Origin of the sequence: Streptomyces sp. 7N604, from assembly GCF_052245475.1 — a bacterium.
Taxonomy (GTDB): domain Bacteria; phylum Actinomycetota; class Actinomycetes; order Streptomycetales; family Streptomycetaceae; genus Streptomyces.
In genome coordinates, this window is sequence record NZ_JBQQBX010000021.1 from 75,947 (window position 1) to 99,127 (window position 23,181).

The window sequence follows — 23,181 nt, forward strand, 5'->3', positions numbered from 1 at the left end:
CCCCACACTGCCTCAGCGAAGTCATCGCCCTCGGGATTGGCATCGCTTGGAGTGGTACGACGATGGCGGCCGTGCCCGCGCTGCTCGGGCCTGTCGTCCACGGCGAGCACCCCTCGATGGCGGCCCGTCCCAGCGCTCGGTGTCGTCTCCCAGGCCGAATACCTGAAGGTGCGAGTTGTGAGGAATTTGAACATGGTTGTCTTCTCTGGAGGTACTAAAGCGTGGGGCAGATTTCACCCCACGCCTTTGTTGTGTAGTACATCAAAACACCACGACCCGTTTTTCAGGCCGCGAACGCAGCCCACTGATCAACTTGGCGAATTGGGAAAACGACAGCAACGGGTTTTACTGTGCCACCATTTACGGAAACCGGCGACCGAGTCGCCTGGTAGCACAAACATCACCAGATGGTCATAGATCCAGGGATCGAGACAGGGTTCCGCATACCGGTGCCGGCCGGCGTGACCGCAGCCGCCGCGAGCAGTTGTCAGCTACCAGTGGCAGGGTGCCGCGATGCTGCGCGCCACCACCAGCCCCGGCCTCGCCGACCTGCCCCGCACACTCGATCTCGACGAGCCGCGGCGACGAGGTCGTCGTAGAAACCGTCCTCCCAGGCTCGGTGCGCCAGCCCGTGCGACCGGCTGCGAACTCGTCCTGGCGCTCGCGGGAGATGGCGAACCGCTCCTGGAGCTGCTCGTTGGCCTCGCCGAGGCTGACGGTCCACTGCTTCGGCATCTTCGGGTTCACCAAGCGCCAGCCGAGCGTGGTCGAGACGGCCGCCATGTCGGCGGCCGGGAACGCCCGGTCGGGCTTGGGCAGCACCCACGGGGCGCGGGTCATGGACTCCACGCCACCGGTGAGGACGATGTCAGCGTCGCCGGTCTCGATGGTGCGCGAGCCGGCCATCACGGCGTCGAGGCTGGAGCCGCAGAGCCGGTTGACCGAGGTCGCCGGCACGCTCACCGGCAGCCCGGCGAGCAAGGCTGCCATGCGCCCGACGTTCCGGTTGTCCTCACCGGCGCCGTTCGCGTTGCCCCAGACGATGTCGCGGATCGCCGCCGGGTCGAGGTCCGGCGTGCGGGTGAGGGCCGACCTGATGACGGCACCGCCGAGGTCGTCGGGACGGACGCCGGCCAGGCCGCCGTTGAACCGGCCGAAGGGAGTACGGAACGGCGGAGTACACGAAGGAGTGCATCACAGGATCCCCTGCTCTCGAGTCGGCCAGCCGGTGTAGCCCTCGGCCAGGTAGGTCGACCCCGCGGTCGAGCTGGTCACGGAGGTCAGCTCACCCACCTGGCGCCGTACGTCGAAGTCGCTGGCTTCCGGCAGCCGGTGCAGCATGGTGGTCATCCAGTACGAGAAGTGCTGCGCCTTCCAGACCCGCTGGAGCGCTCGCTCGGCGTACTGGTCGAGGGCGTCCTCAGCGCCGTGGCGCAGGTGCCGCTCGAGCTGCTCGGCGAGGACGCGGACGTCGGCGAGGGCGAGGTTGAGGCCCTTCGCTCCGGTGGGCGGCACGGTGTGGGCGGCATCGCCGGCGAGCACGAGGTTGCCGTGGCGCAGGGGCTCCTGGACGAAGCTGCGGAACGGCAGCACCACCTTCGAGGTGATCGGCCCCTCCTTGAGGGTGTAGCCGTTGGCGCCGACGCGGGCCTGGAGCTCCTCCCAGATCCGGTCGTCGGACCAGTCGGCGACGTCCTCGGACGGGTCGCACTGGAAGTACATCCGCTGCAGCGACTCGGTGCGCTGGCTGATCAGCGCGAAGCCACGGTCCGAGTGGTTGTAGATCAGCTCCTCGCTCGACGGCGGCGCCTCGCAGAGGATGCCGAACCACGCGAAGGGATACTCGCGGAAGAACTGCCGGCGCTGCGCCTCGGGGAACTCGTGGCGGCAGATGCTGCGCGAGCCGTCGGACCCGACGAGGACGCGCGCGGCGACCTCGTGGGCGACACCGTCGGCGTCGGTGAACCGCATGACCGGGCGGTCGGTGGTCAGGTCCGCGACGGAGACGTCACTCACGCCGAACCGCACGTCGCCGCCGTCACGCGCCCGGGCGTCGGCCAGGTCGATGAAGACGTCGGTCTGCGGGTAAAGCTGCACGGTGGCGCCCACCAGCGCCTCGAAGTCGATGCGGTGCCCGCTGCCACCGAAGCCGAGGTCGATGCCCGCATGCTGGAAGCCGTCCCGGAGGACCCGGTCGGACACACCCGACTCGAGGAGCATCCGGACGCTGTCCTGCTCGAGGATGCCGGCGCGGTGGGTCTCCTCGATCTCCTTGCGGCTGCGAATGTCGATCGCAACCGAGTCGATGCTGGCCCGCTGGAGCAGGTGCGCGAGCATCAGGCCGGCCGGGCCGGCTCCGACGATGGCGACGTCGGTGGTGGTGCGGTTCATGCCTGCTCCTGCTCGTCGAGATCGCTGAGGACCTGCTTCGCGACCGCGAAGCCGTGGTTGGCGGCGGGAACGCCGCAGTAGATCGCCGACTGCAGGATCACTTCCGCGATCTCCTCGTCGGTCGGTCCGTTGGTGCGCGCGGCACGCACGTGCATCGCGAACTCCTCCCAGTGGCCCAGGGCGAGCATCGCGGTGAGCACGGCGACCGAGCGGCTGCGCCGGTCCAGCCCGGGGCGGCTCCAGACGCTGCCCCACGCGTAGCGGGTGATCAGCGCCTGGAAGTCCTCGGTGAAGGGGGTCTTCGCCGCCTCGGCGCGGTCGACGTGGGCGTCGCCGAGCACATCGCGGCGGACCTTCATGCCCACGTCGTAGGGGTCGTTCATCGCTGCTCCTGGGTCAGGTGGGTGATGATCAGCTCGGCCGTCGCGGCGGGGTCCTCGGCGGGCGGCAGGTGCGCGACACCGTCGATCACGAGGTCGACCTGGTCCGGCGTGACGACGACGTCGTGGGCTCCCCCGGCCACCAGCGTCGGGACCTTCGCGGAGGCGACCCGGTCGCGGACGTCGTACGCGGCCAGGGCCTCGCAGGCGAGGGCGTAGGACTCGTCGTCGACGTGTTGCAGGGCGATCAGCAGGCCGCTCCCGGTCGCCGGGTCGCGCTCGAGGAACCCGGGCGCGAACCATCGGGCGGCCGAGCCCTCGACCATCGCGGCGGTCCCCGCCTTGCGGACGTACGCCGCTCGCTCGTGCCAGGTGTCGGGGGTGCCGATCTTCGGGGCGGAGGCGAGGGTGACGACCGCGTCGAAGGGGCCGGGGTCGAGGGCGAGCGTGAAGCCGACCGCACCCCCGAGCGAGACGCCGGCGTAGGCGGCCGAACGACCGGCGGCGATCGTTGCAGCCCGGTCGCGCACGGCCGCGGCGAGGTCGGTGATCTCGAAGGCCTCGGTCACCGGGGCCCCCGAGCCGTGGCCTGGCAGGTCCCAGCCGCCGACCTGCCAGGTCGGTGGCAGCAGTGCGGCGCAGCGGCCCCAGAGGTGTGCGACGCCGGTGCCGAGGGAGGGCCCGACGACGAGCAGGCGCTCGGCGGCGTCGTCGCCGGCGAGCTGCGGGTAGGTGAGGGTCAGGTCAGGCACGCTGCGCCTCCCACGCGGCGACGGCAGCATCCGCGAGCGCGGGGGCGTCGCCGAGATAGCCGCGGACGTCGGGCTCGCCGGGGCCGCGCTCGGCGAGCAACGCGTCTGAGGCAGCCTCGGCCCGGCGGGCCATCGCTGCGGTGTCGACCTGCAGGCCGACGACCAGCTCGGCGGCCTGGCTGCCGCCGGCGACAGTCAGCTCGAGGAGCCGCGCCAGGGCGGGCCATTCGGCGTGCCAGGCACCGTCCGGGCGTTCGTCGACGGCGCCGGCTGCGGCCAGGTGCAGCGCCGCAGCGAGCCCTGGCGCCTGGAGGGCGGCGGAGCGGACCAGCACCGAGAGCACCGGGTTCTGCTTGTGCGGCATGGTCGACGAGCCGCCGCGTCCGGGGGCGGCGCCCTCGCGGACCTCGGCGACCTCGGGCCGGCCGAGGAGCAGCACATCTGAGGCGACGACGCCGAGCGCGTCGGTGGCGGTGACCAGCGCGTCGCCGATCGTCGTCACTGCCGTGCGCCGCGTGTGCCACGGCAGGTCCACGTGCGCGAGTCCGAGCTCGCCGGCGAGGACGGCGGCCGCGGCTCCGGCCCCGGGGCCGGCGAGGTCGGCCAGCAGCGCACGGGTGCCCGCGGCGCCGCCGTACTCCACGGGGAACGTGAGCCCGTCCAGCAGCCGGACAGCGTCGGTCACGCCGGCCAGCCACTCGGCCGCCCGCAGCCCGAAGGTGGTGGGCACGGCCCACTGCGTGAGGGTCCGCGCGACGGCGACGTCGTCGCGGTGGGTTCGGGCGAGGTCGGCCAGCCGGTCGCCGGTGACGACGAGGTCGGCGCGGAGCCGGGTGACCGCGTCGCGGGCCAGCAGCACCAGCGCGGTGTCGAGGACGTCCTGGCTGGTGAGTCCCTTGTGCACCGCAGCCGCCGCATCTCCCGCCGCCTCGCGGAGCAGCGTGACGACGGGGACGACAGGGTTGCCCGCCGCCTCCGCCGCGACCGTCAGACCCGCGACGTCGACGTCGAGACCGGCCGCGGCCTCCGCGACCTTCGCGGCCTCGGCGTCCGTGGCGATCCCGGCCGCGACGAGCGCCCGGGCCCAGGCCACCTCGACGCGCAGCAGCGCGGCGAGTACGGCGCCGTCGTCGGCGACTCCGACCGCACGGTGCGCCCCGGGACGGAGCAGGCCGCTCATCCGCCCTGCCGCGGGTAGCGCAGGAAGACGGTCTCGTGCTCGCCCTGCAGGTAGATGTCGAAGCGCAGGGCACCGTCGTCATCCGGCGCGACCTGCAGCGTCGCGGCGTCAGCAGCCGGTAGGCCGGCGAGGAAGGCGTCGGACTCCCCCGGCAGGTAGGCGCGGGTGAAGAGCCGGTCGAGCAGCCCGCGCGCGAAGACGGTGACCGCGAAGAACGCCGCGCCCCCGTCGACTCCGCCCGGGACGACGGTCGTGAACGCGTAGCGCCCGGACGCGTCGGTCGCCGACCGGCCCCAGCCTGTGAAACGCCCGTCGCGGTGCAGGGAGCCCTCGACGCGGGGCATCCTGCCCGCGGCGTCGGCCTGCCGGATCTCGATCAGCGCGTCGGGGACGGGCGTGCCGTCGCCGTCGTACACGGTGCCGTGCAGCCGCACCGCCCCGGCCGATCCCGGCGGGACGAGGGCGCTGTCGCCGTCGTACGGGAGGGCGTCGTGGAAGAACGGCCCGACGGTCTGCCCGGGGGTCGGCGCGATTGCCTCACTCATGGTCCTCACGCTCCAGCGGGGTCGCGTGGGTGCCGGACAGCACGATGTCCCAGCGGTAGCCGGTGGCCCACTCGTGGGTGGTCAGGTCGTGGTCGTACGTCGCGACGAGCCGGTCGCGCGCGGCGAGGTCGGTGATCGACTGGTAGATCGGGTCGAGCGCGAGCAGCGGGTCGCCCGGGAAGTACATCTGGGTGACCAGGCGCTGGGTGAACTCGGTGCCGAACAGCGAGAAGTGGATGTGCGCGGGCCGCCAGGCGTTGTGGTGGTTGCGCCACGGGTACGGGCCGGGCTTGATCGTGGTGAAACGGTAGTTGCCCTCGTCGTCGGTCAGGCAGCGCCCCACGCCCGTGAAGTTCGGGTCGATGGCGGCGGGGTGCTGGTCGCGCTTGTGGATGTAGCGACCGCCGGCATTGGCCTGCCAGATCTCGACCAGCTGGTGCCGCACCGGGCGCCCGTCGCCGTCCAGGACGCGACCGGTGACCAGCATCCGCTCACCGACCGGCTCGCCGCCGTGCTGGATCGTGAGGTCGGCCTCCACCGGGCTGACGTCGGAGTGACCGAAGACCGGCGCGACGAGCTCGATCCCCTCGGGGTCGACGTGCCGCGGATCCTTCGTGGGGTGGCGCAGCAGCGAGCTGCGGTACGGCGTGAAGTCGATACGCGGCTGCGGGGAGCCGGGCGCGGTTGCAGCGTGGACCTCGGAGATCTCGGCACTGATCCGCGCCTGCGGCTCCAGCTCCGGAGCAGCGGTGATGGTGGTGGTCGTCACACTGCCACGCTAGGTGGGGCGGCAGCCCGGCCGCGACGCCCCCTTTTCACCCAGTGAAATCGGGGCGATGATCAGGGGAACTCGTTCCCGACGGATGGAGGCAGCGATGGCGGGCAACAGCCGACAGCTCGGCGCGAGCGTGACAAGCCGGGCGCTGGCCATCCTGGGCGCGTTCGACGAGAGCCACCGGACCATGTCGCTCAGCACCATCGCTGCACGCGCGGAGCTTCCGCTCGCCACGACGCACCGGCTCCTGGCCGAGCTCGTCCAGTGGGGCGCGCTGGAGCGCCTGACGTCCGGCGACTACGTCCTCGGCCGGCGCATGTGGGACATCGGCCACCTGGCGCCCGCGGAGACGGGCCTGCGCCAGGTCGCCGAGCCCTTCCTCCACGACCTGTACGGCGCAACCCTGGCCACCGTGCACCTCGCGGTGCGTGAAGGCACCGAGGTGGTCTATCTCGACCGGCTGCGCGGGAACCGGTCCGTCCCGGTGGTGAGCAAGGTCGGCGCGCGCCTGCCGCTCCACGCCACCGGGGTCGGCAAGGTCCTCCTCGCCTACGCCCCCGCCGAGATCCAGGACGAGGCGCTGGGCAACCTCACCCGGGTCACCCGCTACACGATCATCCAGCCGGGGGTGCTGCGCCGGCAGCTGCGGCAGGTGCTCGAGAAGGGCTACGCCACCACCAACGAGGAGATGAGCCTCGGGGCCTGCTCGATCGCCGTGCCGATCCACCACGACGATCAGGTGGTCGCCTCCCTCGGACTGGTGGTCGCCTCGCTCAAGGGAAGCGAGCAGCGGTTGTACGGCGCCCTCCGGGTCGCCGCACAGTCGATCGGGCGCAGGCTCTGAAAAACTTGCCCGAGCCTTCCATTGGGCGGAAGTGTGTCGACGTCACAGGGCGTTGGTCTCCGTAGGTTCCTCTCATGACTCGACACCTCATGCTGGTCCACGGCGCCTGGCACTCGGCCCAGTACTGGGACGCGCTCATCCCGCTGCTCACCGAGCAGGGCTTCACCGTTCACGCGATCGATCTCCCCAGCAGTGGTCGCGTCGACGACCTGGCCGACCTCCACGCTGACGCGGCGGCGGTGCAGGCAGCCGTCGGCGCGATCGACGGTCCGGTCACGCTGGTCGGCCACTCGTACGGCGGTATGGTGATCACGGAGGCATCGGCCGGCCCTGGAGAACGTGGAGCAGCTGATCTACCTCGCCGCCTTCATGCTCCCCGAGGGCGTGTCGATCCTGCAGGCCGTCGGCGGCACCCCGCCCCCGTGGTGGGTGATCGACGAGGAGGCCGGCACGGTCGACGTCGCCGACCCGGTCGCGATCTTCTACCAGGACTGCCCGGCCGACGTGGCCGCAGTGGCCAGCGCCCGGCTGGGTCTGCAGTCGCTCGACTCGTTCACCCAGCCGCTCGCGGCCGCGGGGTGGACCACGATTCCGAGCGCCTACATCCTCTGCGAGAACGACGCGGCGATTCCGCCCTTCGCCCAGGAGGCGATGTCCGAGGCAGCCGACACCACCGTGCGCATGGCGACGGGCCACTCCCCCTTCCTCGTGGACCCCGCGGCCCTCGCGCGACACATCGCCGGCATCACCGCCGCCGTGTGACGCGCGGCTGACGCAGCCGCCTCGACGTATGACATCAACTCGGGGGAACCAACCCGAAGGAGATTTCTGTGCCCGCACCGACCATCTCGTCCGCCGCGCCCGCGGCCGGCGTCCGAAGCCTCTGGCCAGTCCTGCTCTGCTGGCTCGCCGTTGCCCTGGACGGCTATGACCTCGTCGTCCTCGGCGCGGTGATCCCGACCCTGGTCGAGACCGGCGCGCTCGGGTTCACGAAGGCGTCGGTCACTACGGCCGCCACCCTCGGCCTGGTCGGTGTCGGCATCGGAGCCGTGACCATCGGCCCGCTGGCCGACCGGTTCGGCCGGCGTAAGACGCTGATCGGGAGCATCACCCTGTTCTCGCTGCTGACCCTGGCCGTGGCGTTCGCGCCGAACGCCACGACGTTCATCGTGCTGCGCTTCCTGGCGGGACTGGGCCTGGGCGCCTGCCTGCCCACAGCGCTGGCGTTCATGAGTGAGCACGCCCGCCAGGGGCGCTCGGGCACGGCGATGACGCGGATGATGACCGGCTACCACGTCGGGGCCGTGCTCACCGCACTGCTGGCCCTCTGGCTGATCCCGCAGCTGGGCTGGGAGGCGATGTTCGTGATCGGTGGCGTCGCGGGTCTGCTGACCGTGCCGGCGATGTGGGCGAAGCTGCCGGAGTCGCAGGCCTACCTGCGGACCGTCGAGACGGAGAAGGTCCGCTCCTCCGAGGTCGTCCGCGGCCGCCTGCTCTGGGTGAGCCTGGGGCTGTGGGCGGCGTCGTTCTGCGGACTCCTTCTGGTCTACGGCCTGAACACCTGGCTGCCGACGATCATGGGCGCGGCCGGCTACTCGCTCGACGCCGGGCTCGGGCTGCTCCTCACCCTCAATGTCGGCGCGGTGATCGGACTCCTCCTCGCCGGCCGCATCTCCGACACCCGGGGCAACAAGCAGACCGTGGTGATGTGGTTCGGCATCGCCGCGGCAATGCTGGCGCTGCTCTCGATCAAGATGGAGAGCAGCCTGCTGGTGTACGGCGCGGTGCTCGCCGCCGGAATCTTCGTGTTCAGCGCGCAGGTGCTGGTCTACGCGTTCGTCAGCCACCTCTACCCCGCCCGGATCCGCGGCACGGCGCTCGGCATGTCCGCCGGCGTCGGCCGGGTCGGCGCCATCGTCGGGCCGTTCCTCGGCGGCACCCTGCTCACCGCGGGTCTCGCCTACCCGTGGGGGTTCTACGCCTTCGCCGGAGCAGCCGTGGTCGCCCTGCTGGCCCTGCTGACCGTGCCGGCACATCCCGACGAGGCGACCGGCGTGTGAGCCACCTGCCCACCCGGCAACCCCCTGTCCGATGACCCACTCCGCCACCAACGGCGCCAACCACCAAGAGCCCATCATCATGTCCCTTCTCGACTCCGTCGACTGGTCCGGCAACATCCTCAAGGCCGGCCAGTGGCAGCCGGGCCAGGGCGGCGACTACGCCGTCGTCGAGCCCGCCACGCCGAGCTGGGCCGGATGGCCTGGCCTCGGCCGCTGACGTCACCGAGGCCGCGGCCGTCGCCGCGGAGGCCCAGCGAGCGTGGGCGGCTCTGCCGCACACGGCGCGCGCCGCCGTCCTGCGGCGGGCCGGCGACCTCTGGCAGCAGCACGCCGACGAGATCACCGGCTGGAACGTCCGCGAGGTCGGCGCCGTCCCCGGCATGGCCGGCTTCGCGCTCCATGTCGCGGCCGAGGAGTGCTACGAGGCTGCCAGCCTGCCGAGCCGCCCCTTCGGGGAGGTCATCCCGTCCGAGCAGCCGCGCCTGTCCATGTCCCGCCGGATGCCGGCCGGCGTGGTGACCGTCATCGCGCCGTTCAACGTGCCGATCATCCTCGGCATCCGCTCGGTTGCCCCCGCACTCGCACTCGGCAACGCGGTCATCCTGAAGCCGGACCCGCGCACGGCCGTCACTGGTGGCACCCTGATGGCCCGCATCTTCGAGGAGGCCGGGCTTCCCCCGGGCGTCCTCCAGATGCTGCCCGGTCGCGCCGACGTGGGAGAGGCGCTGGTCACCGACCCCAACATCCGCGTCATCTCCTTCACCGGATCCACCGGCGTCGGCCGCCGCATCGGCGAGCTGGCCGGCAAGCACCTCAAGCGTGCCCACCTCGAGCTCGGCGGCAACTCCGGCCTGCTCGTGCTCGACGACGCCGACGTCGAAGCCGCCGTCAACCTGGCCGCGTGGGGCTCGTTCTTCCACCAGGGCCAGATCTGCATGACGACCGGTCGTCACCTGGTCGCCGCCAGCATCCACGACGACTGCGTGGAGGCTCTCGCCGCGAAGGCGAGCCACCTGCCGGTCGGCAACCCCGCCACCGAGGAGGTTGCGTTCGGCCCGATCATCGACGCCGGCCAGCGCGACAAGATCCACAGCCTGGTCACGGGGTCGGCCGATGCCGGCGCCACCATTGCCGCCGGCGGCACGTACGAGGACCTGTTCTACAAGCCCACCGTGCTCGCCGACGTCCCGCTCACCGCGCCGGCGTACGCCGAGGAGGTCTTCGGCCCGGTCGCGCCCATCACCAAGGTCAGCTCGGTCGAGGACGCGGTCAAGCTCGCCGGCGCCAGCGAGTACGGCCTGTCCCTGGGCATCGTCACCAAGGACGTCATGAGGGGGCTTGCGGTCGCCGAGCAGATCCCGACCGGCATCGTCCACATCAACGACCAGACGATCAACGACGAGGCCAACGCGCCCTTCGGTGGCGTCCGGGCGTCCGGCACCGGCTCCCGCTTCGGGGGCGCCGAGGCCAACATCGAGGCCTTCACCGAGACCCGGTGGATCACGATGCGCGGCGAGCCCGCTCGCTACCCGTTCTGAGCCGACCGCACCGGGAGGTGACCGCTCATGGCCGCCTCAGCCGTAGCGCCGGAAGACCTGCTCACACGTCTCGGCGGCGCCACGCGGGTGAGGATCGCGCCAGCGATCTCACGGAGCTGGTTGACCTGGGCGGGCGTCAGCACGTCGATCACGTGGCGACGAACCGTCTCGACATGGAGGGGGCAGCGCCCTCGAGGGCCTCGCGGCCGGCGTCGGTGAGTCTGGCCATGCTGGCGCGGCGGTCGGTTGCGCTCTGGTCCTTCTGCAGAAGTCCGCCACCCTCGAGTCGCTGGATGACCCGGGAGTTCCCACAGCGTGTGGCCGGGGCCGTAACGTGCGTGCCCCTGGCGGCAGTTGATAGTTCATGTCAAAGAAAACCAGCCCCGCTGGAGCACTGAGACGGTTGTCTACCAGTCCAGCCTCACGCTGTCCACGGCCACCCTGACCTTGATCGGTGATGTGCTGCGCGGCCATCTGAAGAAGATCCGTTCGCGGTGGCGCAAGCTGCCGCCCGGACAGATTGCCGCGATCGTCCTCGCGGTCCTGCGTCATGACCAGCGCCTCGCCGATACGGCCGGCGGCAACCGCGTCTCCGCCACGACGGTGCGCCGCTGGGTGATCGAGGTGATGGGCCTGCTCGCCGCGCGGGCCGAGCGGCTGGACCGCGCGTTGAAGAAGGTCATCCGAAAGGGTGGCCACGTCGTCCTGATCGACGGCACCCTGATCCGCACCCGGCGCCGCACCGGAAGCGACAACCGGCGCAACTACAGCGGGAAACACAAGGTCCACGGCCTGCTCTTCCTCGCCCTCACCGACGAGCGTGGCAGGTTGCTGTGGGTCTCCGCGGCCCCCGGGACGCTCCTCGGAGATCACCACCGCCCGCTACAACCACCTCGTCGAGCGCCTACGCGCTCACGAACTCAGCCCGATCGGCGACCTCGGCTTCGTCGGCCTGGACGACGACGCGGACAACCCGGTGGTCATCACCGGCTACAAGGCCGCCCGCACCAAACCCCTCACGAAAGCGAAGAAGCAGGTCAACAAGCTGATCGCGTCCGTCCGCGCGGTCTGCGAGCACGCCTTCGCCCACCTGAAGAACTGGAGGATCTTGACCAAGCTCCGCATGTCGCCCCACTACGCGACCACGCTGCTGCGGGCTCTGCTCGTCCTGACCCGCACCGAAGTCACCACCTGACAGACGATCTTGAGCTCCGACAGCCGCCCCCGACCAGCACGGGCACACGATCAACGACCCACACCCGCCCCGCGACCAGCGACTTCAGGATGGTTGATCTTCAATGCACAAACACGCGGGAACTCCCGGGAAAACCCCAGGTCAGCCGGGTACTGCGAAATCGGGTAGCGGCCCCCGACCCGGGCGTGTTTGCCCCAGGTCAGGGGCCCGATAGCAGACGAGTCGAGCTGTACGCCGGGGTCAGCATCGGAGTCGCGACTGCCTACCTCCACGTACGCGAAGCCGTTGAAAACCTGGCCGCGCTCGCCCTGACCCCCGCTGAAGCCGTCCGGGACGTCGGCCATCGAACCTTCGCGACCCTGGACGGGACACTACTGTCGATTAACCGATCGCCGCCGGCACCCCCTACTACTCCGAGACGAACGCCACGGCGTGAACGTCCAAGTGGTGGCCGATCCCTTCGGACGGCTGCTGCAGGCCTGCCCGCACTGCCCAGCTCGACCCACGACCTGCCCTCAAGGCGGGAGCACGGCATCATCGACGCGATCGCCGAGTCCAGCCTCAAGTGCTTGGCCAACAAGGCGTATCGGGACACCGACCACCCCGTCCGGCGCCTTCCCCTGGCATCCAGCTCAAGCGGCGGCCGGCGGCACAGCGGAAACTGCGCTGCAGCACCAACAGCGAAGAAGACCGTCGTTGTCCTTCACCACGCCCCAATCTGACGCTGGGAAAGACCCGCACTGGGTTGTCGTTTCCCTCGTCGCATGAGGTGAGTAGCGGCGGCCAACGGCCCGTCACAGCCGTCTACGGCGCTCGCGCCTTGGGGAGTCAACATATGAAGGCCGTCGGCAAGGGGCATTACCTCTTCTTGAACCACGACGACGGCCGACATCGACGCCCTCCACATGCCGTGAGCTGCTCGATTACAAAGCCAACACCGTGCCTTCTCGCCCCCGGACTTGCAGACAAGGGCGTCGCATGGCAGCAACGCCCCTCTTGGAAGCGGCCAAGGGGTCCGACCCAGCGACAAGGGTTCTTTGGCTCGCGCCCACCATGCCGCACACACGTCCACGGACCGCGAACGGGCGACCAACGGCGCCCCAGGGTTGACGACCGCGCACTACCGCCGCGACGGGCCGGACACATCGACCGGATCGGGCGACGGACGAATCGGGCGTGATTGACACCTTGGGAGCGTGGGAGCACGAGCGCTCCCAGAGGGCTCCCACGTGGGAGCAAACGCACGTACGACAAGGGCCGCTCCCGAATGATCGGAAAACGGCCTCTGACCTGCGGATTCGCAAGTCGGGACGACAGGATTTGAACCTGCGACCCCTTGACCCCCAGCGGTCGACACGGCCTGACGCCCTGTTATCGCCACTCCTGCTGCGTCCAGGTGGTGCAGGTCAGGTCCTGTTTCACTACCACCAGCATGACACCGTCTGCCGCCTTGTGGCACCCAGTCCGTGAGAGATCTGTGAGAGGCAGGTGAGGGGCTGCAGGGAACGGCGCAGCAGTCCAAGGGCGGAAACGAGGCCTTGGTCCCTGTGGCGCGACCCCCGCGGTGCGCATACTCGGGCCCGCGTCGATACCACCCATGGCCGGTTCGTACGGCTCATACCAGCCGACTCTGTCACGATGTCATCATGGACTGGGGATGGAACGAAGAACCACATCCGCTCGCCAAAGGCCATCCGGACAATGCCGATCTTGAGGTTAACCAGCTCCCGGAAATCATAGCCCTGCACGAGCAAGGCTGGTACTCCAGGCTGGGCCCCAGGTGGCAATTTTTGCCGTGTATATGGCCCCCGCAGCACCGCACCTGGGTGCCGAACCGCTCAACCCATTACGCCTGGCAGAAATGCATCGATTACTCCATCGACCCGCAAGGGACCCCCCTGCCCCGGCAGCGCATCAGGTGGACCCCGGCACTGCTCGGGGCGTGGGAGGAAGAAGCCAACGCTGAGCTCGAGGATATCGGGGTACCCGTTCCCCGTCCGATCGGCCGTATCTGGTTCCTGCGGCCCTTCGCCGGCTTTGCCGCGGTCGAAGAGATGGTTCGTCACCTGGACCGCATAACTGAGTCCCGGGGCGTCGAGAGGCTCAGCGCCGAGTTCGTTCTTCTGGTCGCCGAAGAACTGCACAGACTGGCCGGTTAGTTAGTGGACCTGGTCCTCCATGCTAAAGATCCAGTTCATGCCTCCCAGGGCACCTGGTAGTACCGGCACAGTTGGTCGCACTCGTGCCACCGGCCGGTGTGCAGGACCCCGATGCTCCAGACTCCGTCCCACCCATAGGCGTAGAACTCGCCCTTCTCATCGTCATGGTACCTACGGCCGTCGCGCAGTGGGCCCTCGTTGTAGGCGTAGCCCCTGCTCGAAGGCCACCAAGTGCGCTGATAGCCAAGGTCGATGGAGGAGAAGTAAGCAGGGTTGTTGCCGCAGTAGTCGTCCGAGCCCCAGCTGATGTTGATACGGCAGTCGATGGTCCACTCACCGGGTTGGACTTGCGGACCGCTGTCCCAGTCCAGCGCCGTGCGCCACCGGGGCCACGGGCCATCGAATGCCTGGCGAAGGATGAGGTCGAAGGTCCCGATGACGCCGTCCTGGTTACCGTAGGCGACGTTGCCCTTGGCCTCGGCGATGAAGCCCTCTTCGTCGACCATCCTGCCGCAGATGGTGCCGTTCTCGCACCAGGTGTCGTAGTCGTCCTCCAACGGCCCCACAGATCCCGCTGGCACAGGGGCTGTAGTTCGGTAGTCGTCGGCTACGGCATAGGTCTCGTCGATCGCCTTGCCGTTCTTATCGGCGGTCACGGTCAGGGTGCCACCGGTGCATGTCCACGCCTGCGGTCTCATCTGCTGCGCGCGGTCCACACATGCTCGTATGCCTTCGCCGCCGCCACGTAGCGGACGCCACGGCTCCTCGGCGGACGAGGATGGAGCGAAGAGCATCATGGAGCTGATCAGGGTTGCGCACGAGACGATTGTTGTGGATAAGCGCATCCTGCCTCCTCGTGATTACGGCGCGGAATAGAGATGATAAGGCTATTGCGAGCACGCACGACAGTGCTTTATTGGACAGATGGGAATTAAGTGAAGGTTCAATGGTAATGAGGTATCTGGCGAAGTGTCAGATTGAGCGAAGCTGGGTTGACTGTCTCAGTTCCGGTGGTGCGCTGACAGCTCGACAGCTCCGAAAAGGTCTCGATTACGAAGACGTCGCAATTGGGCTGCTGACGATGATTGGGCACACAGTCACCCAATGTTGGCCTGGCATTCAAATCGACAGGCGAGTCGGCGCGAGCCGCCGAACCGACCTCGGCCCGGTGTGCCGCAGGCCCGAACGCGGAATTGTGCAACCTTGCCGAGACGCCGGTCGCACGAGGAAGGAACGCATGAGCGGGAAAGGCATGGCGTGGCTGCTCGCCGCCGGGGTCGTGGTGGCCGTCACCGTGCTGCGATCACTGGACAATGCCTCTACCCGTGCCGGTATCGGGCGCTTGCACCTCCCCTGGGAGGCGCGCACAACGGCTCCCAGGCGACCGTGGGCCTGATGGCTCTGCGCCTCTTGCCTTGACCCACACCATCCAAGGGCACTGCTGTGCGCGGCAGAGGCGGTAGAAATCAAGCGCACTCAGCCGTGGCGACGTGGTCCGGCCGTCACTCGGTTACGGGCCAGCTCGGCCGCGTCCCGCTTGAAGGCCCATTCCATCTTCGGCTCCATGGAGAAGCGGAAGTGCCGCTGCACAGGTGGGGTGGCCGACGGCGCAGGTAACGGCGGGTGCGGCGCGAGGAGTACGCTTCGTCGCCGCTCAAGTGGTCCGTGGTCGATGAGCCTGGGGCGCCAGGATGAGGTGATCACGCTGGCCGGCACGGGTGGCTCGTGGCGGGTGCGCGTGTGCTGTGCCGGGCGCCGTGAGGCCGAGGCGTTGTCCGAGCAGTCCAGTACGGCCAGGGGAGTTGAGGAGTATCTGGTGCAGTTCTGGCCCAAGCCGCCCTGAGCACGACCGAGACGGGGTGGCGGCCGATGGGCCGGCGCCCCTCGGCGCCCTGGTGAAGGAGGTATTCATCGCAATCCCGGGTGCCGCCATGATGCCCAGGGGATTCGGATCGGGGACCGACGCCTCGTTGTCTGACTCGCTCCTGGCGAGAAACGTCAGCCGCCGCCGACAAGCCAGCGCCCCGGCCAAACAGAGCTGATTTCCCACCGGGAACCGCCGGTGGCGGCATTGGCTGGCGAATGTGCCTGCGGCCCCTGGAAACCGCCATACATCAGGGGGCCACAGGCCTGAGTATGCATACTCAAGACACAGTGAGCAATTATCCCGACACTATGCCTATGACCACCATGCGCCGTGCGACAACGGCAGCCGTCCTCATACTCTTGACAGCGACCGCATGCAGCGCTCATACAGAGTCCAGGGCGGACGGCGAAAATAGGCGACCCAGCCCGACCCGCCAGCCGCGGCAAAGTCCAGCGCCGCGCTGCGCGCAGCTTCCTGACACCCCCTCATCGCTGGGATCTACTTCGTCCTCAGACAGATCGCGGGAAAGCAACGGCGTCCCGGAGCCGGAGAACCCCAACTATGAGGACAACCACGCGTACCGCATGCGAGCCCCGCTCGGCCCGGAACAGACAGCGAGAAGCGAGGCGTCTGCAGCGCAGGTCAACGCAGCGCTGGACAGGATCAGGATCCAGGGGATCACAGTGTCCGCGGCGTGACCGCGGCACTGGCCCTCCTGGGCTGCACCCGAGAACACAGTCTCTTCGTCCGCGACGATGGGGACCGAACCTCCTACGGCCTGTACATCGGCGACGCCTGCATATCCGGCAGCGTCGATGCCAAGGAAGTGACGACCGAGGTCCACGGCCGGTACGCGGAACCCGGCCCGGGCGGAAGCTGCGACCGGCCCACCGGCGGCCACTGATGCAGCGCGGAACGGCGGGATTACTGGTCGTTTTCGCCCTGCTCGGGGCCAGCGCGTGCGCCGGTGGTGCGGAGACCGCGAGGCTGGAGAAGGCCGCTGCTTCGGATGAGGTTCAGGCGAAGCGAGCCGAGACTGAGCGGGAGTTGCGGGCGGAGGCAGCCCGCTTCCAGCGGGACATCTCATGGATCAAACCGGCCCGGCTCACGGTGGAGGACCGGTGCAGTCGCGGCCACAGCCAGATCATCCCTGACAATGGTGCCCCAGTTCAGTCGGCGATGTCGTGCAGGATGAGGGTGCACCTCTACTTCGCGCCGGGCCGCCCGGTACCTGAGGTGATTCGGAAGCTGGCGTCCACGGACACGCCAGTGAAATGGACCAAGGGCTCTGTCGAGACCGCGCTGAGGTACCAGGAGGAGAAGCGCTACGCGAAGCCGCATGCGTATCCCCCGAGCCTCTCGAGCGCACATGATGGTTCGCTGAGTTGGGATGTTCCCAACGAAGAGTTGCAGCTTCCGGAACCATGCAGCAAGGCTGGAGATATCTATCACCGATGCGAGGCGGAGCCGGACGGCGTCACGCTGCCCGAGCTCAGAAAGCAGCACGGCACACTGTTCGTTTGGCAAGACACCATCAGCTATCACGAGATTCCGCGCACGTAGGCCATGAGAAGAGGAGCCGGGCAGGAAGTTCGACTGCCCGGCCCCTCTTGTTCGGGTGTTGCTTCCTACTGGACCCAGCCGCTCATCGTGCCTTCGAGCGCATCAGCATAGAGCCGGGCTCCGGCGATCTTCGGGTGGAAGGACTGGGCGGACAGTCCGTACTCCCGCAGCATGGGCCAGTCAGAAGCCGGATGATCACTGTCCACGAGCGTCTTGACGAGGCCATGGACGGTCTCCGGGTCTCCGCAGATCCCTTTGCCTGTGAAGTTCTGGATCGGGTTGGAGAACCGGGCGTCGATGCCGCTGCTCTTGGCGGTGTTCACCGCTGCCTGCATCTCTGCTGCCAAATACTCGGCGATGCTGTCGAGCCATGCGTTGGAGTCGGCGGACAGGCCGATCGGCCCCAGGTTCAGACATGATGCATTGTCGGATACCAGCTTCGGGTAACCCATGAGGACGATCTTGGCGTTCGGCGCCTTGCGGTGGACCTGCTTGAGAACATTGACGATGTCCGGCTTCACCACCTCGCTGATCAGCTTTGGCGCCGCCTTGTCCAGCGTGAGGTTCTCGAATCCCTTCTGGTCCCGGCCCGTCTCTACCTGGCCGTCCCCATCAACGTCTCTGTCGATCTTGGGGTCATGGTCGTCGAACGTTTCCCCCTGACAGCTCGCTCGGGTGAACGCCAGCAGACACTTTTGGATGATGTAGGAGAAGCGTGAGTCGTTGCCGCCGATCGAGAGCGTGACCAGGCTGGTGTGCTGGTCCAGGTAGCCCTTCTGGATCTGTGGAAGCTCGCCGTTCTCCGGGTACTTCAGGATGTTGTAGGTACGGGCACCGGAGCAGGCGATCAGGTGGTAGTCCATGCTCGGGCTGTGGCTGTCTTCCATTTCGCCGATGGACGTGGTGTAGCCCGGCAGGGTGGCCTGGCGCGACCATGCCTTGGTGGAGCGGTGACAGGCATTGCGCGTGGAGTCGTTCTGCGCGTCGCGGTAGTTGGTCTCCGGGTAGTAGTTGTCATTGCCCTCGGAGACGCCCTCGCCGGAGGAGTAGGAGTCACCCATCGCGACGATCTGGTGCTTGGGCTTGCCGGGCAGTTTTGGGAAGGCGACCGCGTCCCAGGCCACGTCCTCGTCCCCGGTGCCGTCCGTGGTGTGGGTGGACAGGGACACGCTCGGGGTGCCGGTGAAGCGGAATGCCCCGAGGCTGACCCACCGGTTCGCGCGTGTTCGCTGAGGCACCACGCGCACGTCACTGGTGGAGTCGGATCCGCCGATGTTGTAGGTGGCCTGGCGGGTGTGGGCCCCGTGGTCGGGGATGTGCACCATGGCCCTGGCCCGTCCGATATTGGACTGGTTCAGCGTCCAGGTACCGGTGGTGAACAGTCGCGCCCCAGTCGAGTCTGTCGGGTGCCCCGCATTCTTGTTCCGGGTGTGGGAGAACCAGAAATGGTTGCCCTGCCCGGCCCCAATCTGGTGGAAGTCCATCTTCCCGGGGTAGGTGCCGTTCGAGTTCGTGAACTGGAACTTGAAGGCGCCATCCGATCTGGATACCCCGCAGGAACGAGCCGCGCTCCCGGCCGGGGTGATGCCGTCCGGCAGGTTGTCGATGATGAGGGCCCCGTCGGGAAGGCCGGTCTTGCCGCAGCGCGGCGGATACGAGTTCTCGTCCGGCTGTTCGGGGTAGGTGTCATCGAACCGGTGGACTGGGTTACCGCACTGCGCCCATTCCACGCACAGCTTCCACTGCACTGGCTTGTTCCACCAGCAATGCAACCAGTGCGAAACGACCTCGCTCTCGTCGAGGGTGCACGCGCCCTGCCCGGGGTCGTTCGAGTCGTTCTCACCGATCCGGCCCGGGTCACAATAGTTGGAGGCGTCGCAGAACAGGTCAATCGGAGGCTTCGCCGCCGTACGGTCCTCCTCGTCGTTCCACCACGCGGCCCGGTACCCGGGCTGAATGATGCCTGGCTTGAACATCGCGGCGATCGGGCGGGCTGCCCAGCCGATCACCTTCTCCTCATACGGCCAGTCCTGCGGGTGCGAGGCATGACTGTAGTCGTCCTTGCCGTCGGCGTTCTCCAGGAACGGCGTGCGGTTGGCCTTCCAGATCGGGTTGGCCGGGTTGTTGGTGAACCCCACGCCCCAGTGGTCGGTGCCACCGTCGGGATCATCTCCCCGCTTGTAGAACCCGGAGTTGTAGGCCCACAGGGCGAAGAACCAGTTCTCGATGAACTTCGGGTGCCCGTCGTTGACCTTGAGTCCGGCCTTCCGAGTCTCGTTCCACTTCTCGATGAGGATGTTCACCCCGGCCGCGATGTTCGCGGTGTAGTCCAGGGCGATGGCCTCCTGTTGCGTCTTCGTCAGCTTGTGGCCCTGCTCGTCCAGCCGCATGCCGTCAGTGACCTGGGTGATGCCGTAACCGCAGTCGGCTTTCGTCCAGTCGATCTTCCAGGGGTCGGCCTGGTCGCCATCAGGCGTGTAATCGACTCCGTAGAAGTTCCCGATCACAGGCGGGTGTCCGCGTCCACGATGACCTGCACATTCGCCGAGAACCGGTAGTTGCGCGAGGAGGCGCCGACGCTGCGGTCGCGAACCGGGACGAGCGTGCCGTCGACGATCCAGAGCCGTCCCACCGAATCGGCCGGCACCCGCACTGGCTCGAGCGCAAGCAGCGGGCCGAGCCGTTGGATCACCCGGCACACGGTGGCAGGTGAGATGCCGAACAGCGGCGCGAGCTGCCGCATGGTGAGGTTCGTGCGGTAGTAGACGGCCACCAACAGCACCCGCTCGGCCAGCGGCAGTCGCCACGGGCGTCCCCAGCCGCAGCCCTCACCGCCCCGCTCCCGCACCACCTTCAGCAATCGCCCGAACTGATCAACCCGCAGCCCAGTGAACGTCTCCACCCACACCCGCTCGGCCCTCAACACCCCACCCATACAAGAGAAATGCCCTGATCACGGCCTTCTGCAACACGCTTTAAGGGTTGTCCCGTAACGGCTGATCTTGGTGGCATGATCTTGCCGTGCCTGGTCTGATCATGGCGTCGCAGCCATCATGGATAACCCCGTTCACCGGGCTGAGCCCGCGGCAGTTCGGCAAGCTTGTCACTGCGATACGGAGCGAAGGTACGAGCCCAGTACGCAAGGGCCGACCGTGGAGCCTGACCTTGGAGGACCGGATCCTGCTGGTAGCGGCCTACTGGCGTACGAACTTGACGCTGCGGCAGCTCGCCCCGCTGTTCGGGGTGTCGAAGTCGGCCGCTAACCGCATCATCAGCCACCTCGGACCGTCGCTCGCGCTTCAGCCCCCGTCAGCGGTTCCGTAAGGACGCTGTGCTGATCGTCGATGGCACCTTGGTCCCCACGCGGGATCATACGGTTGCCGAGCAGTCGAAGAACTACCGGTACTCGACCAACCACCAGGTCGTCATCGACGCCGAAACCCGACTCGTCGTCGCCGTCGGTCGGCCGGTCACAGGCAACCGCAATGATTGCAAGGCTTGGGAACTTTCCGGTGCGAAGGCCGCCGTCGGTCGGACCACGGTCATTGCGGACGGCGGCTACCGGGGTACCGGCCTGCTCATCCCGCACCGCCGTAAACGCGGCCAGACCAAACTGCCAGCTTGGAAGGAGGAGCACAACACCTCCGTAAGTTGTTGGGCGGCCCGGGAGGGCCGGGTGTGGCTGACAACGCCTTGTCGGACGTGGCTCGGTGGGAGTGGCCGCCCAGCTCTCCGGGGCGCCCTGGCTGCTGATTGAGATGTGCGCTTCGGTCGCTGATTACGGAGATGACAGCGGGGTGTTCCTCGGGCCGACGGCGCTGCTGTGCGGAACGAGGAGGGGCGAGTGAGCAAGCGAAGACCCAGGTCTGGGCCGGCATCGACGCCGGGAAGGGCCACCACTGGGCGGCCGTGGTCGATGAGACAGGTGCGACGCTGTGGTCGAAGAAGATCGACAACGACGAGTCGGCGATCCTGACCGCGCTCGGCGAAATCCTGGATCTGGCGGACGAGGTCCACTGGGCGGTCGACATCTCCGGAACCTCGTCCACGTTGCTGTTGGCCCTGCTCGCGGCGCGCGGCCAGCGGGCCGTCTACGTGCCCGGCCGCACGGTCAACCGCATGTCGGCCGCCTATCGGGGCGAGGCCAAGACCGACGCCCGCGACGCCTACGTCATCGCCGAAACCGCCCGCCACCGCCAGGATTTCGCTGCCATCGACGTGGCCGCTCAGCTGGCCGCCGACCTCGCGCTCCTGACCGCCCACCGCGCCGACCTCGTGGCCGATCGCGTGCGGATGATCAACCGGCTCCGCGACGTGCTCACTGGTGTCTTCCCTGCCCTGGAGCGGGCCTTCGACTACTCGGCTCACAAGGGCGCGCTGGTCCTGCTGACCGGGTATCAGACCCCCGCGGCCATCCGCCGCCGCGGCCGGACCCGGCTCACGGCATGGCTGGCCAACCGCGGCGTCCGAGGCGCCGACGGTGTCGCGGCCACCGCACTGGAGGCCGCGCAGGCCCAGCAGACCGCGCTGCACGGCGAGGACGTCGCCGCGCGGATCGTCGCCGACCTGGCCGCGCAGATCCTGACCCTGGACGACCGGCTCAAGCGCATCGACAAGCAGATCCGCGACACCTTCCGCATCCACCCGCAGGCGGAGATCATCGAGTCCCTGCCCGGGATGGGGCCGATACTCGGGGCGGAGTTCGTCGTGGCCGCCGGCGACCTGGCCTCATACGCGGACGCCGGCCATCTGGCCTCGGCGGCCGGGCTGGTGCCAGTTCCGCGCGACTCCGGCCGTCGGACCGGCAACCTTCACCGGCCCAAACGCTATAGCCGCCGCCTACGCAGGGTGTTCTACATGTCCGCGCGACCAGCATCATCCGTGAGGGACCGAACCGGGACTTCTACCTCAAGAAGCGCGCCGAGGGCTGCAAGCATGTCCAGGCCGTCATCGCGCTGGCCCGCCGCCGAGCGAGTGTGCTGTGGGCGCTGCTGCGTGACGGACGGACCTTCACCTCCGCCCCTCCCGTCACTCAAGCGGCTTGACTTCATCATTGAGACTCCCACCGCAAGGTCCGGGCCCGCGTCGAGCACGTCATCGCCCGCATGAAGTCCTGGAAGATCCTTCGCCACTGCCGCCTGAAAGGCGACGGCGTTCACACCGCCATGCTCGGCATCGCCCGGCTGCACAACCTCGCCCTCACGGGATGACTTCCGCTCCATGCGCTCAGTCGATACAGAACTCGTTGCCCTCGATGTCCAGCATCGGGATGCACGAATCATTGCCGTCATAAAGCGTTCGCACGTGTACTGCGCCGAGCGGGACCAGTCGTGCGCATTCGGCCTCAAGTACGGCGAGGCGTTCTTTACCCACGAGTCCGGTGCCGACCCGCACATCAAGATGCACCCGGTTCTTGACGGTCTTCCCTTCGGGGACGCGCTGAAAGTACAGCCGCGGGCCCACACCTGAGGGATCTATGCAGGCGAACCATGAATCCCGCTGCTCAGTTGGCTGCGAACGCTTGAAATCATCCCAAGTGGCAAACCCCTCTGGTGGCGGCGGTACGACGTACCCCAACACCTCGCACCAGAAACGAGCAAGACGCTCAGGTTCTGCGCAGTCAAAGGTGACTTGGAACTTCTTGATCGCTGACATCGGTGCACCGTACCAAGGGGACTTGGGACCCTGCCGCTCACTTCCCCAGGGGGGTCCACCCGCAACCCCGTCAGGCCCTGGGCCATCTTGGACATCAAGTGATCAAACCGGACAGCCCACGAGGACGACGCGACCCTGGTGGCGGAGCCCACCGGTGGCCCCAGGATTCAGCCCTGCCCAACTACCCGCATGCCAAAGATCAGTTACGGGATACCCTTAGGCTGATCGCATGTGGGAAACCCGTGCAGTCGGTGCCTTAGTCGGAGCAACCCTTGCC

Annotated in this window: 18 protein-coding genes and 8 pseudogenes; 13 read left to right on the forward strand and 13 right to left on the reverse strand. The window is 68.2% G+C overall.

Going from position 1 to position 23,181, the window contains the following annotated elements:
* Nucleotides 1-583: 583 nt before the first annotated feature.
* From ACTWP8_RS23275 to pcaH, 7 genes and pseudogenes are all read right to left on the reverse strand, one after another.
* A pseudogene (locus tag ACTWP8_RS23275) lies at nt 584-1,195 on the reverse strand (beta-ketoacyl synthase N-terminal-like domain-containing protein); the annotation flags it as partial.
* Nucleotides 1,195-2,391: a 4-hydroxybenzoate 3-monooxygenase gene (locus ACTWP8_RS23280; RefSeq protein ID WP_443324084.1), complete on the reverse strand. Its 1,197-nt coding sequence runs from the start codon at nt 2,389-2,391 to the stop codon at nt 1,195-1,197. The pseudogene ACTWP8_RS23275 and the gene ACTWP8_RS23280, both read right to left, overlap by 1 nt.
* Complete coding sequence (pcaC, locus tag ACTWP8_RS23285; protein WP_443324085.1) at nt 2,388-2,774, reverse strand: 4-carboxymuconolactone decarboxylase; 387 nt, start codon at nt 2,772-2,774, stop codon at nt 2,388-2,390. Before pcaC ends, ACTWP8_RS23280 begins: the two co-directional genes overlap by 4 nt.
* Nucleotides 2,771-3,523, reverse strand: coding sequence for an alpha/beta fold hydrolase (locus ACTWP8_RS23290; RefSeq protein WP_443324086.1), 753 nt, complete (start codon nt 3,521-3,523; stop codon nt 2,771-2,773). Before ACTWP8_RS23290 ends, pcaC begins: the two co-directional genes overlap by 4 nt.
* A complete protein-coding gene (locus ACTWP8_RS23295; protein ID WP_443324087.1) occupies nt 3,516-4,703 on the reverse strand; it encodes a lyase family protein in 1,188 nt (395 codons plus the stop codon). The genes ACTWP8_RS23290 and ACTWP8_RS23295 overlap by 8 nt, the downstream gene beginning before the upstream one ends.
* On the reverse strand, nt 4,700-5,248 hold the full coding sequence (pcaG, locus tag ACTWP8_RS23300; protein WP_443324088.1) for a protocatechuate 3,4-dioxygenase subunit alpha: 549 nt from the start codon (nt 5,246-5,248) through the stop codon (nt 4,700-4,702). Before pcaG ends, ACTWP8_RS23295 begins: the two co-directional genes overlap by 4 nt.
* Entirely contained in the window at nt 5,241-6,017 is a 777-nt protein-coding gene (gene pcaH, locus ACTWP8_RS23305; RefSeq protein ID WP_443324089.1) for a protocatechuate 3,4-dioxygenase subunit beta, read from the reverse strand. The genes pcaG and pcaH overlap by 8 nt, the downstream gene beginning before the upstream one ends.
* A 106-nt stretch (nt 6,018-6,123) precedes the next feature.
* On the opposite strand from pcaH, the gene ACTWP8_RS23310 reads away from it, so the two are divergent.
* From ACTWP8_RS23310 to ACTWP8_RS23325, 4 genes and pseudogenes are all read left to right on the forward strand, one after another.
* Nucleotides 6,124-6,867, forward strand: a complete 744-nt coding sequence (locus tag ACTWP8_RS23310; protein ID WP_443324090.1) for an IclR family transcriptional regulator — start codon at nt 6,124-6,126, stop codon at nt 6,865-6,867.
* Nucleotides 6,868-6,956: 89 nt separating this feature from the next.
* Nucleotides 6,957-7,629 (forward strand): annotated as a pseudogene (locus ACTWP8_RS23315) (alpha/beta hydrolase).
* Nucleotides 7,630-7,697: 68 nt separating this feature from the next.
* Entirely contained in the window at nt 7,698-8,927 is a 1,230-nt protein-coding gene (locus ACTWP8_RS23320) for an MFS transporter (protein WP_443324091.1), read from the forward strand.
* Nucleotides 8,928-9,006: 79 nt separating this feature from the next.
* A pseudogene (locus tag ACTWP8_RS23325) lies at nt 9,007-10,465 on the forward strand (aldehyde dehydrogenase family protein).
* 148 nt (nt 10,466-10,613) lie between these two features.
* Here the strand turns inward: ACTWP8_RS23325 and ACTWP8_RS23330 are convergent.
* Nucleotides 10,614-10,760 (reverse strand): hypothetical protein, encoded by a 147-nt coding sequence (locus tag ACTWP8_RS23330; protein WP_443324160.1) that lies wholly within the window; start codon nt 10,758-10,760, stop codon nt 10,614-10,616.
* Nucleotides 10,761-11,285: 525 nt separating this feature from the next.
* Here ACTWP8_RS23330 and ACTWP8_RS23335 point away from each other — a divergent pair.
* Together ACTWP8_RS23335 and ACTWP8_RS23340 are read left to right on the forward strand one after the other, a co-directional pair.
* A complete protein-coding gene (locus ACTWP8_RS23335; RefSeq protein ID WP_443324092.1) occupies nt 11,286-11,660 on the forward strand; it encodes a transposase family protein in 375 nt (124 codons plus the stop codon).
* A gap of 1,646 nt (nt 11,661-13,306) precedes the next feature.
* The gene (locus ACTWP8_RS23340) at nt 13,307-13,819 is read left to right on the forward strand and encodes a DUF5956 family protein (RefSeq protein ID WP_443324093.1); all 513 of its coding nucleotides are present in this window, start codon (nt 13,307-13,309) and stop codon (nt 13,817-13,819) included.
* Nucleotides 13,820-13,854: 35 nt separating this feature from the next.
* Here the strand turns inward: ACTWP8_RS23340 and ACTWP8_RS23345 are convergent, their stop codons facing one another.
* Nucleotides 13,855-14,475: a hypothetical protein gene (locus tag ACTWP8_RS23345; protein ID WP_443324094.1), complete on the reverse strand. Its 621-nt coding sequence runs from the start codon at nt 14,473-14,475 to the stop codon at nt 13,855-13,857.
* A gap of 581 nt (nt 14,476-15,056) precedes the next feature.
* On the opposite strand from ACTWP8_RS23345, the gene ACTWP8_RS23350 reads away from it, so the two are divergent.
* Nucleotides 15,057-15,215: a hypothetical protein gene (locus tag ACTWP8_RS23350; protein WP_443324095.1), complete on the forward strand. Its 159-nt coding sequence runs from the start codon at nt 15,057-15,059 to the stop codon at nt 15,213-15,215.
* Nucleotides 15,216-15,295: 80 nt separating this feature from the next.
* On the opposite strand, the pseudogene ACTWP8_RS23355 reads toward ACTWP8_RS23350, so the two are convergent.
* Nucleotides 15,296-15,418: pseudogene (locus ACTWP8_RS23355) on the reverse strand (acyltransferase family protein); the annotation flags it as partial.
* Between the two features lie 73 nt (nt 15,419-15,491).
* On the opposite strand from ACTWP8_RS23355, the gene ACTWP8_RS23360 reads away from it, so the two are divergent.
* From ACTWP8_RS23360 to ACTWP8_RS23370, 3 genes are all read left to right on the forward strand, one after another.
* Nucleotides 15,492-15,662, forward strand: a complete 171-nt coding sequence (locus tag ACTWP8_RS23360) for a hypothetical protein (protein WP_443324163.1) — start codon at nt 15,492-15,494, stop codon at nt 15,660-15,662.
* Between the two features lie 718 nt (nt 15,663-16,380).
* Nucleotides 16,381-16,590: a hypothetical protein gene (locus ACTWP8_RS23365; RefSeq protein WP_443324096.1), complete on the forward strand. Its 210-nt coding sequence runs from the start codon at nt 16,381-16,383 to the stop codon at nt 16,588-16,590.
* Nucleotides 16,590-17,249, forward strand: coding sequence for a hypothetical protein (locus ACTWP8_RS23370; protein ID WP_443324097.1), 660 nt, complete (start codon nt 16,590-16,592; stop codon nt 17,247-17,249). Before ACTWP8_RS23365 ends, ACTWP8_RS23370 begins: the two co-directional genes overlap by 1 nt.
* A gap of 65 nt (nt 17,250-17,314) precedes the next feature.
* Here ACTWP8_RS23370 and ACTWP8_RS23375 read toward each other — a convergent pair whose 3' ends face one another.
* Both ACTWP8_RS23375 and ACTWP8_RS23380 read right to left on the reverse strand, forming a co-directional pair.
* Nucleotides 17,315-19,756 (reverse strand): golvesin C-terminal-like domain-containing protein, encoded by a 2,442-nt coding sequence (locus ACTWP8_RS23375; RefSeq protein WP_443324098.1) that lies wholly within the window; start codon nt 19,754-19,756, stop codon nt 17,315-17,317.
* Nucleotides 19,756-20,184, reverse strand: a pseudogene (locus tag ACTWP8_RS23380) (helix-turn-helix domain-containing protein); the annotation flags it as partial. The gene ACTWP8_RS23375 and the pseudogene ACTWP8_RS23380, both read right to left, overlap by 1 nt.
* 86 nt (nt 20,185-20,270) lie before the next feature.
* On the opposite strand from ACTWP8_RS23380, the pseudogene ACTWP8_RS23385 reads away from it, so the two are divergent.
* From ACTWP8_RS23385 to ACTWP8_RS23395, 3 pseudogenes are all read left to right on the forward strand, one after another.
* A pseudogene (locus tag ACTWP8_RS23385) lies at nt 20,271-20,955 on the forward strand (transposase family protein); the annotation flags it as partial.
* A 170-nt stretch (nt 20,956-21,125) separates the two neighbouring features.
* Nucleotides 21,126-22,294 (forward strand): annotated as a pseudogene (locus ACTWP8_RS23390) (IS110 family transposase).
* Nucleotides 22,295-22,309: 15 nt separating this feature from the next.
* A pseudogene (locus ACTWP8_RS23395) lies at nt 22,310-22,459 on the forward strand (transposase); the annotation flags it as partial.
* A 16-nt stretch (nt 22,460-22,475) separates the two neighbouring features.
* Here ACTWP8_RS23395 and ACTWP8_RS23400 read toward each other — a convergent pair.
* Nucleotides 22,476-22,904, reverse strand: a complete 429-nt coding sequence (locus ACTWP8_RS23400; RefSeq protein ID WP_443324099.1) for a VOC family protein — start codon at nt 22,902-22,904, stop codon at nt 22,476-22,478.
* Between the last annotated feature and the right edge of the window lie 277 nt (nt 22,905-23,181).

Bases quoted from the DNA above. Each gene is read 5' to 3' on its own strand.
- ACTWP8_RS23280 (WP_443324084.1), bottom strand. From the start codon at position 2,391: ATGAACCGCACCACCACCGACGTCGCCATCGTCGGAGCCGGCCCGGCC.
- pcaC (WP_443324085.1), bottom strand. From the start codon at position 2,774: ATGAACGACCCCTACGACGTGGGCATGAAGGTCCGCCGCGATGTGCTC.
- ACTWP8_RS23295 (WP_443324087.1), bottom strand. From the start codon at position 4,703: ATGAGCGGCCTGCTCCGTCCCGGGGCGCACCGTGCGGTCGGAGTCGCC.
- pcaG (WP_443324088.1), bottom strand. From the start codon at position 5,248: ATGAGTGAGGCAATCGCGCCGACCCCCGGGCAGACCGTCGGGCCGTTC.
- ACTWP8_RS23310 (WP_443324090.1), top strand. From the start codon at position 6,124: ATGGCGGGCAACAGCCGACAGCTCGGCGCGAGCGTGACAAGCCGGGCG.
- ACTWP8_RS23340 (WP_443324093.1), top strand. From the start codon at position 13,307: ATGGACTGGGGATGGAACGAAGAACCACATCCGCTCGCCAAAGGCCAT.
- ACTWP8_RS23350 (WP_443324095.1), top strand. From the start codon at position 15,057: ATGAGCGGGAAAGGCATGGCGTGGCTGCTCGCCGCCGGGGTCGTGGTG.
- ACTWP8_RS23360 (WP_443324163.1), top strand. From the start codon at position 15,492: ATGAGCCTGGGGCGCCAGGATGAGGTGATCACGCTGGCCGGCACGGGT.
- ACTWP8_RS23370 (WP_443324097.1), top strand. From the start codon at position 16,590: ATGCAGCGCGGAACGGCGGGATTACTGGTCGTTTTCGCCCTGCTCGGG.
- ACTWP8_RS23400 (WP_443324099.1), bottom strand. From the start codon at position 22,904: ATGTCAGCGATCAAGAAGTTCCAAGTCACCTTTGACTGCGCAGAACCT.